The sequence below is a fragment of the Kitasatospora sp. NPDC028055 genome (assembly GCF_040637885.1).
In the GTDB taxonomy this organism is placed as follows: domain Bacteria; phylum Actinomycetota; class Actinomycetes; order Streptomycetales; family Streptomycetaceae; genus Kitasatospora.
Window position 1 is genome coordinate 127,684 of sequence record NZ_JBEZXE010000016.1, and the last position, 17,377, is coordinate 145,060.

Here is a 17,377-nt window from a genome sequence, read left to right on the forward strand (position 1 = left end):
GCCGTGACCGACTCCCCGTGCTTCTGGCAGGCGATGTTCACCTTCGTCGGCCCGCCGAACTGGACGGCGCGCGCACTGGTGGTGGAGGCGTCCGTGTGGCTCCAGACCTGGGTGCCCCAGGTGCTGGCGTTGCCGGAGGTTCCGAGCGCGGAGATCCGGATCGCGCCGCGGTACTTGTGGATGTCGTGGCTGGAGAAGTCGGACACCATGAGGTGGGTGTCGGACTCGCGGGCTTCGACGATCTTCCCGTCGCCGAGGTACATGGCGACGTGCTCGGTGCCCCATTCCAGGAGGTCGCCGGGCTGGAGCGGGGCCAGCCCCTGGTCGGCGGTGAAGCGGGCGGCGGCCGGGACGGTGGTGAAGATGCCGTCGACGTCCTTGCGCCCGATGAGGTCGTAGCCCGCGCTCTGCGCCCAGGCCCAGCGGACGAAGCCGGAGCAGTCGAACCCCTTGCGCTGGGGGTCGTGCTGGCTGCGGACGGGGTCGGTGGCGTCCACCATGCCGTACGTGGCGCCCGGGGCGTCGCCGTGGCCGCCGCCCCAGGTGTACCAGGTGCCGGCGGCGACCTGGGAGCAGGCGGCCTGGATCGCGCGACGCGCCTCCTCGGTCACGTCCCCGTACGGGACGCAGCCGGCGGCGGGGTTGGGGCGGGGCTTGGGCGGGACGGGGAGGTCAGGGCCGTCGTTGCCGCGCAGGCCGATGCCGAACCGGGTACCGAGATCGGTTGTCCAGTCGACCGTTCCGCAGCAGCGGCGGTTGTCGTTCGCGTCGCCGTATCCGGTGTGGATGCTCTTCTGCTCGTCGGACTTGCCGTGGCTCCATCCCCCACCGGCACAGACGGCATCGTTGTCGGCACAGAAGTCGATCGTGCGCGGCGTGATGTCGGGAGGCAGGAAGTACTGCTTTCCGATGTATCCCAGGAGGCTGTCCTGTGACACGCTCTGCCACCGTTCACCGGTCTTGGGGTCGACGTACACGCCGTAACTGGCGTTCCCTGGACTGTTCGGGTCGGCTATCAGAAGGACCTGAGCGATGGAGCTGCGCTCGGCGAGGGTGAGTTGGTCCAACGCGGTGTGGACGACGTCGGCACCCTGGGAGTAGCCGACCAGGCCGATCCGGATCCCGGAGCACTTGGTGATCCGGTCGCGAACTACCTCCTGGAGCTGCCGGACTCCTTCCCACATCGAGGCTTGGTAGGTGCCCGTGACCTGGTCGATCCCACCGGGATCGACGGCCCGGTAGGGCAGCGAGTAGTAGGCGGTGTCCGATCCGGCGAGGGCCCTGTCCCTGGCCACGGCGACGAAGTGGTCGACGGTGCCGCCCATGTGGAGTTCGCCGGGCGGGGCGTTGTCCTCGTTCGCCGAGTTCTCCTTCGAGCCGCGTACACCGATCGCCAGGTACTTCGAGCAGGCGGGCACACCGGGGTCCCATGCCTTGGCACCGGATGGGTGCCCGTTCCCGGCGACGTCCGCGACGGCGGTCGCGGGCGCTCCCGCGACGGCGAGCGCAAGGCCGGCCAGGAGTGCCGCGAGGCGGTGCAGCGGGCGGCGCTTGGTCTTCATGTCGACTGTGCTCCTGGGGAGTTGGAGGCGGTCCGGGTCAGCAGTGGTTGACCAGTCCGCTCCACTGGGAGACGCTGCCGGTGGTCAGGTACCAGTCGTTGACGTAGCCGTCCGTGGTGTCGCCGGCGGCGTCCGGGTGGACGTAGAACCAGTAGTGGTCGCCGTGGCCGTCGGCGTCGCCGGCGCCTTCGGTCCAGCAGTAGAGCACCACACGGTCGCCCTGGAGGTAGCGCGGTCCCCAGATGCCGCCCGTGTAGTTGGGCTCCTTGTGGATGTCGAGGTAGGAGCCGGGGTTGATGCCGGTGACGTAGGCGCAGTACCAGCGGTAGTTCAACTCGTCCGGGTAGCAGCGCTCCGGGCCGCTCGACGCCGAGGCGGGCGAGGCGCTGCCGAGGCCCAGCGCGGTGGCGGCGAGCGCCAGGGCGGCGGCGGTGGCGGCGCGGCGCAGGAGCGGGGTGCGGGTGGTGTGCTTCTTCTGGATCCGCACGGCGGGATCTCCTCTCGTGGGGAGGTTCGGGGTGGGACTGCGCGGGTGCTGTCCCGCGCCGTCTGAACCGACCCTAGGGAGGGGCGGCTTACCGATCGCTTACCGATTCCCGTGCGGTCGGTGAGCCGTCGGTAGGCCCGGGTGATCCGCGGTCAGCCTTCGTGCGCCAGGGGGTCGCCGGAGCCGGCGGTCAGCTCGCGGGCCTCGTCGAGGACACGGGCGGCCGACTCGGGAAGTCCGGCGGCCTGGTAGGCGCGTCCGAGGGTGCGCAGGGCGGTGGCGAGGAAGGAGCGCCAGCCGCGGGCGCGCCAGACCAGGACCGACTCCTCGAGGTGGGCGATGGCGGAGGTGTGGTCGCCGGCCGTGAGGTCGAGTTCGCCGAGGATGCCGAGGGCCTGGGCGAGGTGGTGGCCCATGTCGAAGCGGCGGGCGATGGCCAGGGCGGCTTCGGCGGTCGGGCGGGCGCGGGTGTCGCCGGTGGCGGTGTGGATCGCGGCCAGGTAGAGGAGGGAGAAGGCCTCGGCGTAGGAGTCCTGGAGGGAACGGGCCATGGCGAGTGAGTGGGTGAGCAGTTCCAGTCCGCGTTCCGGTCGGCCGGCCCGTCCGTGGGCGGCGCCCAGGAACTGGATCGCGGTCGCTTCGAAGCGGGTGTTGCCGATCTGCCGTGCCAGCCGCAGGGTCTCGGTGAGGTGCTCGATGGTGCGGTCGAGGTCGCTCTCGCTGTGGGCGACGGCGATGACCTGGTGGGCGCGGGCCCGGCCGCCCGGGTGGTCGTGGGCGGTGGCGAGGTCCAGGGCGCGGTGGGCGGTGTCCAGGGCCTCCTGTTCGCGGCCCTGGGCCGCCAGGCTCCAGGCGGCCAGGACGAGGGCGTCGGCGCTCCCGCGTGGTTCCCGTACCTGCTCGAAGAGGCGCAGCAGGTGGTGGGCGCGCCCGTGCAGGGCGACCATCGTCTGGGTGCCGTCGGTCGGGGTCGTCCAGGTGGTGACCTCGATGAGGCCGCGGGTGAGTACGGCCGCGCCGCGGTGGTCTCCGGCGGCCCGGCAGGCTTGGAGGACGGTGAGGTTGGTGGTGCGCCAGTCGTCGTAGAGGCCGCGGACGTCGCAGTACTTCTCCTGGCAGGCGGCGAGGTCCCAGGCGGCGGGCACCATGTGCTGCGCGGCGGCCTGCCGGGCGCTCGCGTTCAGGGCGGGCTGCTCGGCGTCGAACCAGGCCATCGGGTCGTCCAGGAGTGTGGCCGTGAGGGTGGGCGGCAGTGGGTGGCGGGGCGCGGGGCCGTGGATGGGCGCGAAGCACGGTCCGGGTATCTGTTCGGCGGCCCGCTCGGCCAGCCAGAGCCAGGCGCCGAAGGCCCGTTCGAGGGCCTCGGAGCGTTCGGTGGGGTCGTCGGAGGCCTCGGCGTGTTCACGGGCGTACAGGCGGACGAGGTCGTGGAAGCGGTAGCGCAGGTGGGGTTCGGTTCCGGTTATCTGGAGGAGTTGGGCGTCGATCAGCTCCTCCAGGTGCCGCTCGGCCTCCGCCACGGGGATGTCCGCCACTGCTGCGGCGGCCCAGGGCGCGAAGTCGGGCGCGTCCAGCAGGCCGAGGAGGCGGAAGGTTCGGCGGACCGGTTCGGGGAGCCGGGCGTGGCCGACGGCGAAGCCGGCCCGGACGGCCAGGTCTCCCGCGGTCAGTTCGTCGAGGCGCCGCCGTTCGTCGCGTAGCAGGCCTGCGAGGCGGGCCAGGGTCCAACGCGGCCGGGCGGCCAGGCGGGCACCGGCGATGCGCACCGCCAGCGGTATGCCGCCGCACAGTTCGGCGATCCGGGCGGCGGCTACCGGCTCGGCGGCGACCCGGTGGTCGTCGAGGATGCGGTGCAGGAGCGTCTGCGCGTGGGCGGTGTCGAGTTCGCCGAGGTCGACGAGTCGGGTGCCGGGCAGGGCGGTCAGTGCGGCACGGCTGGTCACGAGGACGGCGGTGCGCGCGGTGGGGACGGTCGGGCTGGAGCCGGTCGGGGCGTGGCCGGGGATGGAGCGGCCTGTCGACGAGCGGGCCGGGTGTGCCGGGGTGCCCGGGAGCAGCGGCCTTAGCTGCTGTTCGTCGGCGGCGTTGTCGAGGAGGACGAGGATCCTGCGTCCGGTGAGGAGGGTGCGGTACAGCGCGGAGCGCTCGTCCAGGGAGTCCGGGATCTCCCGGGCGGCGGCGCCGAGGGCACGCAGGAAGGCGGCGAGGACGCGGGCGGGGTCGGCGGGCGATGGGTCGGCCCCGCGCAGGTCCGCGTACAGCCTGCCGTCGGGGTAGTCGGCGGCGGCGCGGTGGGCGGTGTGAACGGCCAGTGCCGTCTTGCCGATGCCGCCCATGCCCGTGATCACGGGCACCCGGCCGTCGGCCAGGGTGTCCAGGACGAGCCGGACGTGGTGGTCCCGGCCCGTGAAGTCCGTTAGGTCCCGTGGAAGTTGGGAGGGCACGTGGGATCGGCCGGGGCCCGGTTGCACGCCCTCACCACCGTGGGCCAGCAGGGCGAGGAAGACGCTCTGCACCTGCTCGCCCGGCTCGATCCCGAGCTCCTCGGAGAGCCTCCGACGCAGTGCCTGGAAGCGACGGAGCGCCTCGGCCGCCCGGCCGTCCGCCGCCAGCAGTCGCAGCAGGGCGGCGTGCACGGGCTCGTCGAATGGGTGCTCCTCGACGAGTGCTGTCAGGGCGGGGAGGGCGCTGCGGGGTTCGCCGGCGGCGAGTGAGCTCCGGGCCAGCGACAGCGCCGCGGTCCGGACCACGCCTTCCACGGCTGTCACCATGGGATCCTCGCGGTTCACCCGCTCCAGTCCGGCCAGAACAGGGCCGCGCCGCAGCGCCAGCGCCGCAGCCAGGGCGTTGTCGGCGGCGAGGGCGCGGAAGCGCCCGAGGTCCACCGCGTCCGGCCGGGTCGCCAGCCGGTAGCCCTGGGCGTCGGACTCCAGCACCACGGTCTCGTCCCCGAACCGCCCGAGCCAGGTGCGCAACCGGGACATCCCGGTGTGCACCGCGCCGCGGCCGATCCGGTCCGCCTGCCCGGCCCAGACCAGTTCCAGTAGGCGGCCGACGGGGAGCCGTTCCCCCTCCGCGAGCAGCAGCGCCCCCAACAGGCCTCGCAGGACGGTGGCCCTCGGCAGCGGCTGCGGCGTTGAGTCCGCGGCAACGGTCAAGGGCCCCAGTAAGCCGAACGTCATCCTCATTCGCTTCAGTCCCCCCAAAGCTCACGATCACGCTGCGGCCCGCCTGGGCCGCCCGGTGGGCGGAGGCCGTCGGCCGCAGCGTGATCACGACATCGGTGCGGGCACTGACTCAACGGCGCCCACCGGGCGCGGGCTGTCGGACTGCCTGGTCGTCAGCCGCCGAGGCGGTTGGTGATGCCGGACAGGGGCTGGCTGGCCGGCGGGACGACGCCGGGGAACGGCCCACCCTCGGGGGCCGAGTTGCTCGGGAACGGGCCGCCTTCCGGGCTCACACTGGTCGGGAACGGCCCGTTGGCGTGCGCCGTACCGGCCGCCAGGAGGGCCGTACCCACAGCCGTCACCACGACCATAGCCCGCTTGATCGCCTTGCCACTCATCATCGGTCCCCCTCCGGAACACTGTTTCATGCACCGCCAGGCCTCCGCTGCGGCCCGGTCATGCCACCAGCGAAGTCGATGGCAGGCTGAGAATTGAACCTTTCGATGAAATTCGAATGCGATCATGAAAGCACCGGGGGGTCATGTGATCAGGATCGAACTCTCTGCCGATGCCGTGGCCCGCACGCGCTTCGCGATCTCGCCGCTGTACCAGGCCATGAACCTGCTCTTCGCCCTGGGCCGCCATCCGCAGGCCGTCCCGCTCGCCTGGCGGCGGCAGGCCCGGGAGGTGATCGCGGAGCGGAGGCTGTGGCTGCTGTCCGCACTCGCGATCAGCCCCCACGGCTACACACCCGACTTCCTCACGCCCGAGCCCTCCGCCTACCGCTGCGCCGTGGACACCGAGTTGCACCTCGTCGCCACCACCGCCGCCGCCCGGGTGCGCGGTGAGATGTCCGTGCTGCTCACCGGACTCGCCGCCAGCGAGATCCCGGCCCGCACCCCGCACCACCTGGTGCTGCATGCCCTGGAGCAGGGCGAGGGCCCGTTCGCCGACCGGCTCGCGGTCGAACTGCACGAGTTCTGGACGAAGGTGTTCCAACCGCGGTGGCCCCGGGTGTCCGCCCGGCTGGAACGCGACATCGACCGCCGCGCCGCACTCACCGTCCGGCAGGGCTTCGCCGGAATGGCCGACAGCCTCCACCGCCGGCTGTCCTGGGACGGCGGCGCACTGGTCGCCGGTCGCGCCGAGCCCGGCGGCCTGCGCCTCAGCCCGCCGGGCCTCGTCCTCGTACCCGGGACCTTCCCGCCCGGCCTCATGCTCTCCCTCGACAGCACCGATTCCGACGCCGCCGCCGGACGCACCCGCCGAAACCCCGCCCTGGTCTACCCGGCGGCCGCCGACAATCCGCTCGACGACCAGCGCCTGCGCAGCCTCCTCGGCACCTCCCGCACCGCGCTGCTCACCCACCTCAGCCAGGCGCGGACCACGACCGAACTCGCCGACCGTACCGGCCTCAGCCCGAGCACCGTCTCCTACCACCTCCAGGCCCTCCACCGCGGCGGCCTCGTCCGTCGCACACGCCGCTCCCGCCACGTCTACTACCAGGCCGTCGGCGACCCGCGGGAACTCCTGTCCTGACGGCGCGACCGCAACACCGGACGGCAGGTCCAGTGGCCTCCGCGAACCCACCTCAAGCGGCCGTACACACGCCCCGACCCGCACCGCCGGCAACGGCCCGGTTCCCGATGGCGTCTGCATGTCCAGGGCCGGGCACGCCCTGAGGCCTGGCGACACCTCCGTCGGCGGCGTACTGGGTGCAGTCCGTACGGCGAGCACCAGCCTCTCGGCGACCGCCGTGATCCGCTCCCCTCCGGCCTGTGCTCGGTGTAGACGACCGCGTCGGCGACAGCGGCCCTCAAGGCGATGCCCCTGCTCGGGATCCGGCCCGCCGCCTCGATCCGTAGCTGTGGTGGGATGTCATGACGAACACGGCGACGCGAGGGAAGGGCGGGGGCGGGTGGGGGATGCGACTGTGAGCGAGGCCCGGGTACGGGGGCTGGTCCTCGGATCCGCGCTGGGGGATGCGGCCGGGGTGGTCCGGGGCCGGTGGCCGGCCGAGGGGCCGCTGCGGATCGGCGTCAGCACCCAGCTGGCAGCCTTCACCATCGAAGGGGCGATCCGTGCCTCGGTACGGCTGGACCACAAGGGCATCTGCCACGCGCCGACCGTGATCTGGCACGCGTACTGCCGCTGGGCCTTCCTACAGGGCATCGAGCCGGAACGGATCTCACAGCGCTGGGCGTCCGGCAGCGGCGGCGGGTGGCCGACCGGCTGGCTCGCGCGAGTGCCCGCGCTCCGCGAGCGCCGAGGCTCGGCGCCGGCCACAGTGGCGGCCCTGACCGGGCTGACGCAGGGCACCCCGACGAAGCCGGTCAACGGCAGCCGAGGAGCCCACGCGCTCACCCGGAGCCTGGCCCTCGGACTGCTGCACCTCCTCTCCGGTCCCGACACCTGCGCCAAAGCGGTCCGCGAGACGGCCGCTCTCACCCACGGCGCCCCGGACGCACAGGACGCGGCCCTCGCCGCGGCCGGACTCGTGGCCCACTGCCTCGCCGAGGACGACCCCTTCCGGACGTGGACCGCCTCCTCCCCGGACGACGCCCACCCGGTCGACGCCCTGCTCCGGCCGCTGGCCATGCCGCACTCGGCGAGCCCCGACACGGTCCTCGAACTGCTGAAGGCCCCCCGCGCCGTGCCCGACCGCGGGCAGCTCGCCTGGATCGCCCCGGACGCGACCGCCGCCTCGGCACTGCTCGGCGCACTCTTCGTGGTCTCCCGCTTCCCCGGCCGCGACACGGTGGACGCGGCCCTGCGGTTCGCGGCCGGCGCACCGGACGGCCACTCGGTGGCCTCCACCGCCGGGGCGCTGCTCGGTGCCGCGCACGGCGTCGACGCGCTGCCGGTCGAACTGCTGAGCCGGCTCGAACTCGCCTGGGTGCTCGACGCCCTGGCCCGGGACCTGCTCCAGCAGTACGTCGACTCGCCCGGCGGCAGCGCGTACGTACCGGCCCGCGACCCGCACTGGTGGGACCGCTACCCCGGCGGGTGACGGCCTCGGGCAAGCCCTCTGTGTGCCGGTCCCGGTCGTCGTCCGAACAGCGTCCGTACAGCCAGGCCGTCGAGGGCCTGTCGGCGACGCCGCCGGTTGTCGTTGGCCGGTAGGACCCGACGGGCGTTCGGCCGGGCATCGGGCGGGTCGACTCCCCCCCCGGGGGGAGGTAAAAGTGCCTCCCGACGTGCCTACGTCAGATGCTCCTCGGACGGGCTCGCCGTGTCCGGGCTACTCGGGCATCACCCCGTGGATGCGGGAGAGGGTGAACACCCGCTCGTCGTCACGCAGGTGGCACCAGGCGTTCAGGTAGGGGGCGTCCAGCGCGAGTCGGCTGAGGGTGCGGACGGTGGCGTTGCCGGAGGTGGCGACGTACTCGATCGTGACCGCCAGTTTCTCGTCGACCGCGTGGGCCAGCTGGCGGACGTCGGTGAAGGAGAGGTTGCGCGCGTGCCCGGCGATGATCTCCTCGGTGTCGCTGGCGTAGGGGCGGCCGTCGTACGGGTCGGGCTCCGGTACGTCCTGCGGGGCGTCGCGGAGCCGGGCGGCGAGGGCCCGCAGGTCGACGGACGGTCCCGCGCTCGCACTGCGGGCCTCCGTCCGCCGCGTCCGGGGCCTGCCGCCGGGCGGGCGCGGGGACGGAAGCGGGGACCGGAGCGGGTCGGCCGCGCGGTGGTGCTGGGCCCGTTCGATGCGTACGGTTCCGTCGGGCTTCTCAGCGACGGGGGCGTAGCCCGCGGCCCGCAGTGCCGCGAGTGTCTTGTCGGGTGGGGTCCGGCTGATCAGCACGGTGGGTGCGAGCTGCCGCAGGCCGAGTGGGGCGAGCTTGCGGTGGGCGGCGAGTTCGGCCAGGAGGGCGGGCTCCTGGCCGTGGATGACGCAGGCCGCGGCGGCGACGCGTACCCGGCCGTGGGTGCGCGCGGTGTCGTGGATGAGGTAGCAGAGCGGTTGGGGAAGGGGTTCGACGGCGACGGCGGCGAGGTCCGCTGCGAGGGCGTCGGGGGTGAGGCCCGCGTCGAGGGCGCGGCGGACGCTGCCCGGGCTGAACCGCCAGACGGAGGCCGCACCGGCACTCTCCCGGTCCGCGGCGCAGTCCAGCAGTGCGTGGAGGTGCGCCGACGGCGTGCCGGTGACCACCGCGGTGAGGTCGCTGCCGAAGCGGGCGCTCCCGCTGGCGGCGGGCAGCAGCCGTCGGCAGGCGTCGGTCAGGGCCCGGGCGGCCTCGGCGTCGTCAGCGGCGCCGCCGCCGTCGGCGAGCAGGGCGGCTCCGATCGGGGACACGGCCCCGAGGGCGAGTGCGCCGAGCAGTTCCGCCTCCCGGATCAGGGTGGCGAACGGCGTGGCGTCCTGCGGGAGTTCGTCAGCGAGCGGACGGAGCCACCCGAGCAGCTCCCCCAGGTCCGCCGGGTTCGCCGCGCCCTCGCCCGCCGGGAGCTGCGCCGCGGCGGTGAGCAGCCCGTGCCGGGCCTGAACGCAGCCTGCGCACGGCGGTGCCCCGGCCAGGGCCGGCAGGGCCTTCCCGTCCTCGTCGCGGCCGGCGCCGGGGGTCAGCGGGAGCGCCCACCAGGCCCGGAGCAGTACGGCGAGCCGGTCGGCGGGTTCCTGCTCGGCCCAGGTGTCGTAGGCGGCGGTCGCCGCGACCCGGTCGCCGTCCCGGGCCATCAGGCCGGCCGCACTCGCGGTCTCCAGGACGAGGCGTACCGGGATCTCGTCGCACTGCGCCGCCTTGCCGATCCGGGACAGCTCGCGGGCGCCGACCCCGCCGGACTTGAGCCGGGCCGGCGGGGCCGCGGCGCACACCCGGAGGACGGAGGTGGCGTGGGCGGCGAACGCCATCGAGGCGGCCGCGGCCTCCCGTTCGACCTCGGCGGCGGTGGCGGGCACCGACCGCACGCCGGGAGGGACGGGTGTGAACGGGGCGTGCCAGCCGGTGCCGCGCAGGGCGAGGGCCACCTCCGCGGGCATGCGGGCCGGCCCGTACCGGTAGTGGTCGCGGATCAGCAGTCCCCGTTCCACCGCCCACCGTTCGGCAGGCGGGGAGTCGGTCTGCGGAGCCCCGAAGATGATGGGGGGCGGCTGGTCCCGGGCCTCGCGTGCCCGCCGTTCGAGGAGTTCCCGGGTGGCTGCGGGTGCCTTGGCCACCAGCGCGGCGACCCGGGCGGGATCGCCGTGGTGGTCGACCAGTGCCGCCAGCCGCTGCTCCTTCCTGTTGGCAGCGGGTTTGACACCGAGTTTGGCCGCCATCCGGGCCAGGTCGTCGGAGCTCGAACCCGCGAGCAGCCGCACGAGCGGTGCGTCGAGTCCCAGGGGAGAGCCCCACGCGTTCCGCAGCGGCGCCGCCAGGTGCAGTCGGCCGTCGCCGTCGGACCACGCCAGCGCGCGGTCGGCCAGCGCCTCCAGGGCGGCGGCCAGTCCGTCGGCACGTTCCCCGTGCGTCGCGTCCAGGAGGCCCGCCAGGTCGTCCCGCGACGCGGACGGCAGCGCCGCGGCGGCCTCCGCCACCTGCAGGCACGGCAGCGTGAGTCGGGGCAGGGCCAGCGCCACCGAAGCCGGACGCTGGAGGCGGTCCGCCAGTTCACCGACCGAGCGCGGCTCCGGAGCCGTCGCGGCGTCCGGACGCGCCGCCAGGATCCGCTCCAGCGCGGGTGCGTCCAGTCCGCGCAGCCAGGCGGCCAGGGCCGATCCGCTCTTCTTACCGATGGGGAACACCTCACCACACAGGAGGACGACCGTGTCCGGCCGGGGCCGGCCGGAGGCACCAGGATGGCCTACCGCCCGCAGTGCGCGCGAAGTGATCCTGAACTCCTGTGGACGGGACGGGTCGTTGAGACGATGGAGGATTCGAGGCCGCGGATCGGGAGGGACCACCCGTCCGATGCCCGCTTTACCCTGCTCGTCCTCTCGGCCGGCCGGGTTCGTGGGCGCTTCGGCCCGGGCCCGAGATCCGCCGACCGGCCCGCGTCAGGAGGAGGGCAGCAGGGTGGCGAGGTAGGCCTGGGTCTCGGGGTCGGTGGAGTGGAGGCGGGTGCCGTGGGTGGCCCGGGTGGCGAGGACGCGGTAGGTGTTCAGGGCGTAGCGCAGGTAGCGCTGCGGCGGCAGGTCCCGCAGTTGCCTGGCGTCGTGGCTGGCCTCGGGGTGGGCGTGCCAGCGGCCGTCGCGGCGGAGCAGGTCGGGGCCCAGGATGACGGCGCCGAAGGCGTATTCGAGGCCCTGGGCGGTGTAGATGCAGCCGACCTGGTCGTGGCCGCCCTGGTCGGTCGCCCAGAACGGGCGGGGCGGGACGTCGGGGAATCCGGGGACGGGCTGTTCGGCGCGCAGGTTCCAGGGGGCGGGCCCAGGAGTGCTCGTCGTCGTCCGGGCCGTGCCATCGGATGGCGACCTCGGGTTCCAGCGGGGGGACGGCCTCGGAGTTCCAGGGCCAGCAGAATCCGGCGGTGATCCGGGCACTGCGGCCCTGCTCGGCGTGACCGTCGACCCAGGCGGCGAGGGCGTGCGGGTCCGGGCTGAGGGCGAGGTCGTAGCCGGTGCCGTTCCACGCTCTCGGGGGCTCGTCCGGGGAGAAGAGGAGGTCGACCCACCGGTGGTAGGCCTGGGAGCCGTTGCAGCGGAACTGCGTCTCCAGGTCGATGCGGCGCAGCACCGTCCCGGACTCGTCGGCGTGCTGTTCGAGTTCGTCCAGGGTGATGCCCTCGGTGGGACGCACGATCTGGCGCTCGTCGAGGAACAGGACCAGGACGCCGACCCGGTCGAGGAGGTTGCGCAGGGAGGCGGGGAAGCCGGAGGTGCGCTGCTCCGGGTAGGTCTCGGCGCGGTGGGCCTCGTCCAGGAGGACGACGCTGCTCTTGTCCAGCCCGCCGGGCGGCTGGCGCCTGAACGTCGCGACGAGGCCGCGGGAGTCCTCGCGCAGCAGCCGCTGGAGCTGCCGGGTCAGGGCGCCCGAGGTGGTCAGCAGGCGGGGGTTGCGCCGTTCCATGCGGCACAGCTCGCCCATGAGGCGGGCGGCGATGGCGGTCTTGCCGGTGCCGGGGCCGCCGGTGACCACGACCAGGCCGCCGGGGCCGTTTCCGCCGGCCGCCTTGACGGCGTCCAGGATCGCCAGGCGGGCGCGGTCCTGCTCGCCGACGAGGGGAAACCGGTCCCGGCCCTCGATGTTGTCGGCCAGTCGCCGCAGGGCGCGCTGGGAGGGCCGGTGCTCGCCGGAGAGGAAGCGGTCGATCGCGTCCTTCGGTGCGGGCGTCAGGCCGCTGCAGCGGAGGCGGTCCGCCAGTTCGTCGGCGGGGACTGCCTCGGTGAGGTCGGCACGGCCCAACAGGGGGAACTCGGCGCTGGGCGATTTCGGGGACACCATGGCGCGCAGGTGGCCGAGCAGTTCGGGTCCGGCGTTGTGCAGGAGGGCCACGCCCCGGGCCTGGACTCCGGCTCCGCCGACGGCCCAGTCCCTGAGGTAGTGGACGTAGCCGCCGACCTGTCGGGCGGGGTGCGGCAGGGTCCGCTGCCCGACCTCCAGCATTCCGGGTTCGCCGGGGGCGGGGACGGCCCACGTCCACTGCTTCAGCTCGACCGCCACCACCGTCAGCTCGGCGTTCGCGTCCTGGCCGACGACGGCCGCGTCGACGCGTTCGCCTGTCCCCGGCAGCGACAGCTCCAGCAGGACGTCGAGGTCTCCCAGGCCGGCTCGCTCCAGTGCTTCGAACAGCACCGGCCAGCTGCGTCGCCAGCTGTCGGCCTCCTCCGCGCCCGGCTTCGTCCCGTGCTGGGCACGGAAACGTACGGCACACGCGTCGACGAACTCCGGCCGGGCGATCTGGCGCAGCGCCTCGTCGATGGTCCCCCCGTATACGTACATGCCCGAATGAATACCACTGGCCGCCGACAGCGGGTAACCCCCGGCCAGCCGGAAGACGCCGGAGCACCTGGCCTGGGACCGGCGTCCCGAGGGCGGGGCATGTCCGGACCAGAGTCGCTTGGGTCGCTTCAGTAGCTCGACGGCTTCGGTCGCTGCCCGGAGGGCCTACGTCGTTCGCCGGGTCAGTCCCCACGGTGAATGCTCCCCGGCAGCAGTGACCGAGCGACTCAAGCGACCCAGAGCCGGAACTGCACGCACGACAGTTCGGTGCCGGAAGCCCGGCTCGGGCGCCGGCGCCGTACCAGGTCCCGGCCTCCGAACAGCGGCCCAGCGACTGAAGCGACCCAAGCGACCGAACCGGCAGCTTCACCTCGGAGCCGACACGCGCGACACGCCGGGACCTGAGCCCCGAGAGACTCAGTCGCTTTCAGTCGCTGGGCTTCAGTCGCTGGATAAAACCCCAGGTCAGAGGCTATACACTCACCCCAACAGCGACCGAAGCGACTCAAGGTCGGGTATATGAAGACATTCCCGTGTGCGTGTGCGCGTTATAGACCCGGGCTTCAGTCGCTTCAGTCGCTGTTGGTTGGGAAAATCGGCTCCGACCTGCGGAAACATCCGTAGACCGAAAACAGCGACTGAAGCGACTCGGTCGCTGCCCCAGGGTTCGGTCGCTCAGTTTCCCCCCAAGTCCCAGCAGTCCGGGCCCGTATGTGCTCGCTCGGCTAGGCTGTGTGAGCTATCTTCTGGACTTCAGTCGCTTCAGTCGCTGATCGAGCACCCGTCAGTACTCTGACCTGGCTTTTTGCCGTCAGCGACCGAACGAGCGACTCGAATCCGGGCAGCTACCGAGCTACCGAAGAAGCTGAGCAGCTACCGAACCAAAAGGGGAAGGGACCAGCGTGACGGCGCCGATGGCCGTGGGGAGCGACCGAACGGAGCGCCAGCCGGGCGCACTGGCCGTCGCGCGCTGGTGTGCCGCCCAGGGCTGGCCCGTCCATCCGCTGGCCCCGGGGCGCAAGACCCCGCCCGCGAACTGCCAGCCCTGTCAGGACTCCCCCCACTCCCCCACCGAGTGCCCGTGCCCCCGCGTCGGTCGCTGGTGCCACGGCTTCCACGCCGCCACCACCGACCAGGACGTCATCGGCGCCTGGTGGCGGGTCAACCCGGGCTTCGGCACCGGAGTCGCCTGCGGCCCGGCCGGCCTGGTGGTCATCGACGTCGACAGCCACCCCGCCGACGTCCCCGCCCGGGACCGGATCCTCCCCGGCATCCCGATCCACGACAGCGTCGACCTCGAAGGCCTGGAGAACGGCTACCACACGCTCGCCCTGCTCGCCGCCCTGCGCAAGGCCCCCGACCCGTCCCAGGACACGGGAACCCTGCGCGTACGCACCCCCTCCGGCGGACTGCACATCTGGTACCGCGACGAGGCCAACCACCGCTTCACGTGCTCCACCGGCTCCTCCCCCGGGCGGGCCCTGGCCTGGCAGGTCGACGTCCGCGCCCACGGCGGCTACATCGTCGCCCCCAGCACCGTCACCACCGGCGGCACCTACACCCCCCTGCCCGGTGCCACCACCCCCGCCCTGCTCCCCCAGTGGCTGGCCGAGGAACTCATCCGCACCGGGCACCTCAAGGACCGACCGGGCCAGCCGACCGCGCCCCAGCCCGCCGTGCCCGACCGCGCCCGCCAGGCCGTGGTCGCCGCTGGCGGCGGCAGGCGCGGCGCCGAGAAGGTCCTCGACACCGTCCTCCAGGACGTCACCGACTGCGCCACCACCCCCGAGGGCGCCGGCTTCACCGGCAAACTCAACCGTGCCGCCTACACCGTCGGCGGCCTCGTCTCCGCCGGACACCTCACCCATGCCGCCGCCGAGCGACTGCTCGCCGACGCCGCCCGTGCCGCCCGCCCCTCCCAGGACAGGCAGAACTCCGCCGTCATCCGCTCGGGCCTCGCCGCCGGATCCCGGCAGCCCCTGCACATCGGGAAGGCGCGAGGATGAGCGACAGCACCCGCAAGAGGACGGTCTTCGATCCCGTGGCCGCTGCCCAGCAGATCCTGGAGTACCCGCCGGTCCCCGGGCCCTCACAGGCCCCCTGGCACGGCACCGCGGTCCAGGAGAGCCTTCTCGACACGCCCGCCCCCGCTGCGGAGCCGCAGGCGCCCGCCGAGCCCTTCCAGAAGGCCCAGGCGGGCGAGCGGTGGCCGGACCAGGCCCCGGCAGGCCCCCAGGCGAGCCCGCACGGCCTCCTGCCCGACTCCCTGTCCGACCGCGGCAACGCCAAGCTCTTCGTCCACCTCTACGGACGCGACTACCGCCACGTCCCCGGCATCGGCTGGTACCGCTGGGCCACCCACCGCTGGCAGCTCGACGAGGACGACACCGTCCTGTGGGCCGCCGGCGAGATGGCCGAGAGCGTCGCCACCCACGACCCCCGCGGCGTGTACACCAACGCCGACCTGCGCCGCCACCGCCGCCGGGCGCTGTCCACCTCGGGCATGAACGCCATGCTCGCGCAGGCCAAGTCCGCCCCCGGCATGGTCCTCAACGCCTCCCTCCTGGACGCCGACGCCTACGCGCTGTGCACCCCCGGCGGCGTCGTCGACCTGCGCACCGGGGCCATCGCCCCGCCGGACCCCAAGGTCCACCACCACTCCCGCTCCACCACCCTGGCCCCCGCCCGGATGCCCACGCCCCGCTGGGACCGCTTCCTCACCGACACCTTCGGCGACGACAAGGAAGGCCGGCAGACCCGCGACTTCCTGCACCTGCTGCTCGGCTACTCGATCAGCGGCGACGTCGGCGCCCAGGTCATGCCCTTCCTCTACGGCCAGGGCAAGAACGGCAAGTCCGTCCTTCTGGACGTCATGATCCAGCTGCTCGGCGACTACGCCGACGCGGCCCCGCCCGGCTTCCTGATGGCCAAGACCTTCGACGGCCACCCCACCGACCTCGCCGAACTGCACGGCCGGCGCATCATCGTCTGCTCCGAACTCAAGCCCGGGGACCGCTTCGACGAGGCCAGGGTCAAGCTCCTCACCGGCGGTGACAAGATCAAGGCCCGCCGGATGCGCCAGGACTTCTTCTCCTTCGAGCCCACCCACAAGCTCTGGCTGCTCGGCAACCACCGCCCCGAGGTCGGCACCGGCGGCTTCGCCTTCTGGCGCCGCATGCGCCTCATCCCCTTCGAACGGGTCGTCCCCGAGGAGCGCAAGATCGACAACCTGGCCCACGTCCTCGTCGCCGAGGAGGGCCCGGGTATCCTCGCCTGGCTCATCGACGGCGCCCGCCGCTACTTCGCCGGTGAGAAGGACCTGGCCGGCCCCCAGGCCGTCCAGACCGCCACCACCGCCTACGCGGAGACCGAGGACCACGTCGGCCGCTTCCTCAAGGAGGCCTGCATCACCGGGGAGGGCATGCGTGCCGAACAGTCCCAGCTCTTCGGCGCCTACACCCGTTGGTGCGGCTTCGAGGGGGCCAATCCCGTATCCGGCCGCGCGTTCGCCGCACGAGTCCGCGAGACACTGGGTATGACCTCTCCCAAGGAGATGGTCCTGTCCAACAGCCGCAAGTACTACCCGGGCATCGGCCTGATCACCGACGACACAGAGGAGCAGAAGGCGTGAGCGCGCTGATCGACCCGGCCGAGCTCGCCCACGAAACCGACCTCGTCTGGCTCGAGGACACCACCGACCTCGACTACGTCCGCCAGTCGCTGGACCGTCTCACCACACGGCGGGGCCGCCCGGCCTACCACCGCGACGGCCGCATGGTCGGCTACGCGATCCTCGGCCCCGACGCCAAGTCCTCCAGGGCCTCCGGCACCTTCCGCCGCCGCGTCTTCTGGCTGCTCCCCCACGACCGGGACCAGGACCCGGACGGCCTCTACACCACCGGCGCCCCCTCCGAGGCCGTGGACCCGCGCACCGTCGCCCCCGGCGTCAAGGGCTACAAGACCGAGCGCTCCGAGGGCGGGCCGGCCTCCCCGGCGATGCTCGAACTGGGGATAACGCTGCCGAAGGCCTGACCACCCCTTCCTTGACGAAAGGCGGTGGGGTGCGACCCGGAACTCGGGTCGCACCCCACCGCCTTCGTGGTCTCGGTCGCTGCGTGGGTGGTCGCTTCTGAAGAGCCCGCCGGCCCGACAGGAGCCCCTCCAGGAACCTCTGAGCTCGGTCGACGGCCACAGTCGCTGGCGCCACAGTCGCTGCCGCATCCGTTGCGGCGGTTTCCCCGCGCAGCCGCTCGACCTCGAGCTCCCACGTCATCGGCCGCGCCTGCAGGCCGTCCAGCCCGCTCT

General features: G+C 73.2%; 11 protein-coding genes and 1 pseudogene. 5 read left to right on the forward strand and 7 right to left on the reverse strand.

Going from position 1 to position 17,377, the window contains the following annotated elements:
- The 4 genes from AB0F71_RS18780 to AB0F71_RS18795 form a co-directional block, all read right to left on the reverse strand.
- Positions 1–1,562 (reverse strand): cutinase family protein (locus AB0F71_RS18780; RefSeq protein ID WP_360235196.1); only part of this gene is annotated, 1,562 nt, incomplete at its 3' end.
- A gap of 37 nt (positions 1,563–1,599) precedes the next feature.
- On the reverse strand, positions 1,600–2,049 hold the full coding sequence (locus tag AB0F71_RS18785; RefSeq protein WP_360235199.1) for a hypothetical protein: 450 nt from the start codon (positions 2,047–2,049) through the stop codon (positions 1,600–1,602).
- A 152-nt stretch (positions 2,050–2,201) separates the two neighbouring features.
- Positions 2,202–5,207 (reverse strand): BTAD domain-containing putative transcriptional regulator, encoded by a 3,006-nt coding sequence (locus AB0F71_RS18790; RefSeq protein WP_360235202.1) that lies wholly within the window; start codon positions 5,205–5,207, stop codon positions 2,202–2,204.
- A gap of 182 nt (positions 5,208–5,389) precedes the next feature.
- Complete coding sequence (locus AB0F71_RS18795; RefSeq protein WP_360235205.1) at positions 5,390–5,617, reverse strand: hypothetical protein; 228 nt, start codon at positions 5,615–5,617, stop codon at positions 5,390–5,392.
- Between the two features lie 121 nt (positions 5,618–5,738).
- Here AB0F71_RS18795 and AB0F71_RS18800 point away from each other — a divergent pair, with 121 nt between their 5' ends.
- Both AB0F71_RS18800 and AB0F71_RS18805 read left to right on the forward strand, forming a co-directional pair.
- Positions 5,739–6,755 (forward strand): winged helix-turn-helix domain-containing protein, encoded by a 1,017-nt coding sequence (locus tag AB0F71_RS18800; protein WP_360235208.1) that lies wholly within the window; start codon positions 5,739–5,741, stop codon positions 6,753–6,755.
- Between the two features lie 394 nt (positions 6,756–7,149).
- On the forward strand, positions 7,150–8,226 hold the full coding sequence (locus AB0F71_RS18805) for an ADP-ribosylglycohydrolase family protein (RefSeq protein ID WP_360235211.1): 1,077 nt from the start codon (positions 7,150–7,152) through the stop codon (positions 8,224–8,226).
- A 231-nt stretch (positions 8,227–8,457) separates the two neighbouring features.
- Here AB0F71_RS18805 and AB0F71_RS18810 read toward each other — a convergent pair whose 3' ends face one another.
- From AB0F71_RS18810 to AB0F71_RS18820, 3 genes and pseudogenes are all read right to left on the reverse strand, one after another.
- Positions 8,458–10,935, reverse strand: coding sequence for a helicase C-terminal domain-containing protein (locus tag AB0F71_RS18810; RefSeq protein WP_360235213.1), 2,478 nt, complete (start codon positions 10,933–10,935; stop codon positions 8,458–8,460).
- 252 nt (positions 10,936–11,187) lie between these two features.
- Entirely contained in the window at positions 11,188–11,673 is a 486-nt protein-coding gene (locus AB0F71_RS18815; protein WP_360235255.1) for a DNA/RNA helicase domain-containing protein, read from the reverse strand.
- A gap of 10 nt (positions 11,674–11,683) precedes the next feature.
- Positions 11,684–13,072: pseudogene (locus AB0F71_RS18820) on the reverse strand (DNA/RNA helicase domain-containing protein); the annotation flags it as partial.
- Positions 13,073–13,974: 902 nt separating this feature from the next.
- Between AB0F71_RS18820 and AB0F71_RS18825 the strand changes: the two are divergent.
- Genes AB0F71_RS18825 through AB0F71_RS18835 form a run of 3 tightly spaced genes read left to right on the forward strand, consistent with a single transcriptional unit; the run spans position 13,975 to position 17,104 of the window.
- Positions 13,975–15,078: a bifunctional DNA primase/polymerase gene (locus AB0F71_RS18825; RefSeq protein WP_360235216.1), complete on the forward strand. Its 1,104-nt coding sequence runs from the start codon at positions 13,975–13,977 to the stop codon at positions 15,076–15,078.
- Positions 15,075–16,703 (forward strand): phage/plasmid primase, P4 family, encoded by a 1,629-nt coding sequence (locus AB0F71_RS18830; RefSeq protein WP_360235219.1) that lies wholly within the window; start codon positions 15,075–15,077, stop codon positions 16,701–16,703. Before AB0F71_RS18825 ends, AB0F71_RS18830 begins: the two co-directional genes overlap by 4 nt.
- A complete protein-coding gene (locus AB0F71_RS18835; RefSeq protein ID WP_030556097.1) occupies positions 16,700–17,104 on the forward strand; it encodes a DUF6009 family protein in 405 nt (134 codons plus the stop codon). Before AB0F71_RS18830 ends, AB0F71_RS18835 begins: the two co-directional genes overlap by 4 nt.
- The last annotated feature ends 273 nt before the right edge of the window (positions 17,105–17,377 follow it).

What these genes read in the sequence shown, in the direction of transcription:
- AB0F71_RS18795 (WP_360235205.1), bottom strand. Translation starts at nt 5,617, where the DNA reads ATGATGAGTGGCAAGGCGATCAAGCGGGCTATGGTCGTGGTGACGGCT.
- AB0F71_RS18800 (WP_360235208.1), top strand. Translation starts at nt 5,739, where the DNA reads ATGAAAGCACCGGGGGGTCATGTGATCAGGATCGAACTCTCTGCCGAT.
- AB0F71_RS18830 (WP_360235219.1), top strand. Translation starts at nt 15,075, where the DNA reads ATGAGCGACAGCACCCGCAAGAGGACGGTCTTCGATCCCGTGGCCGCT.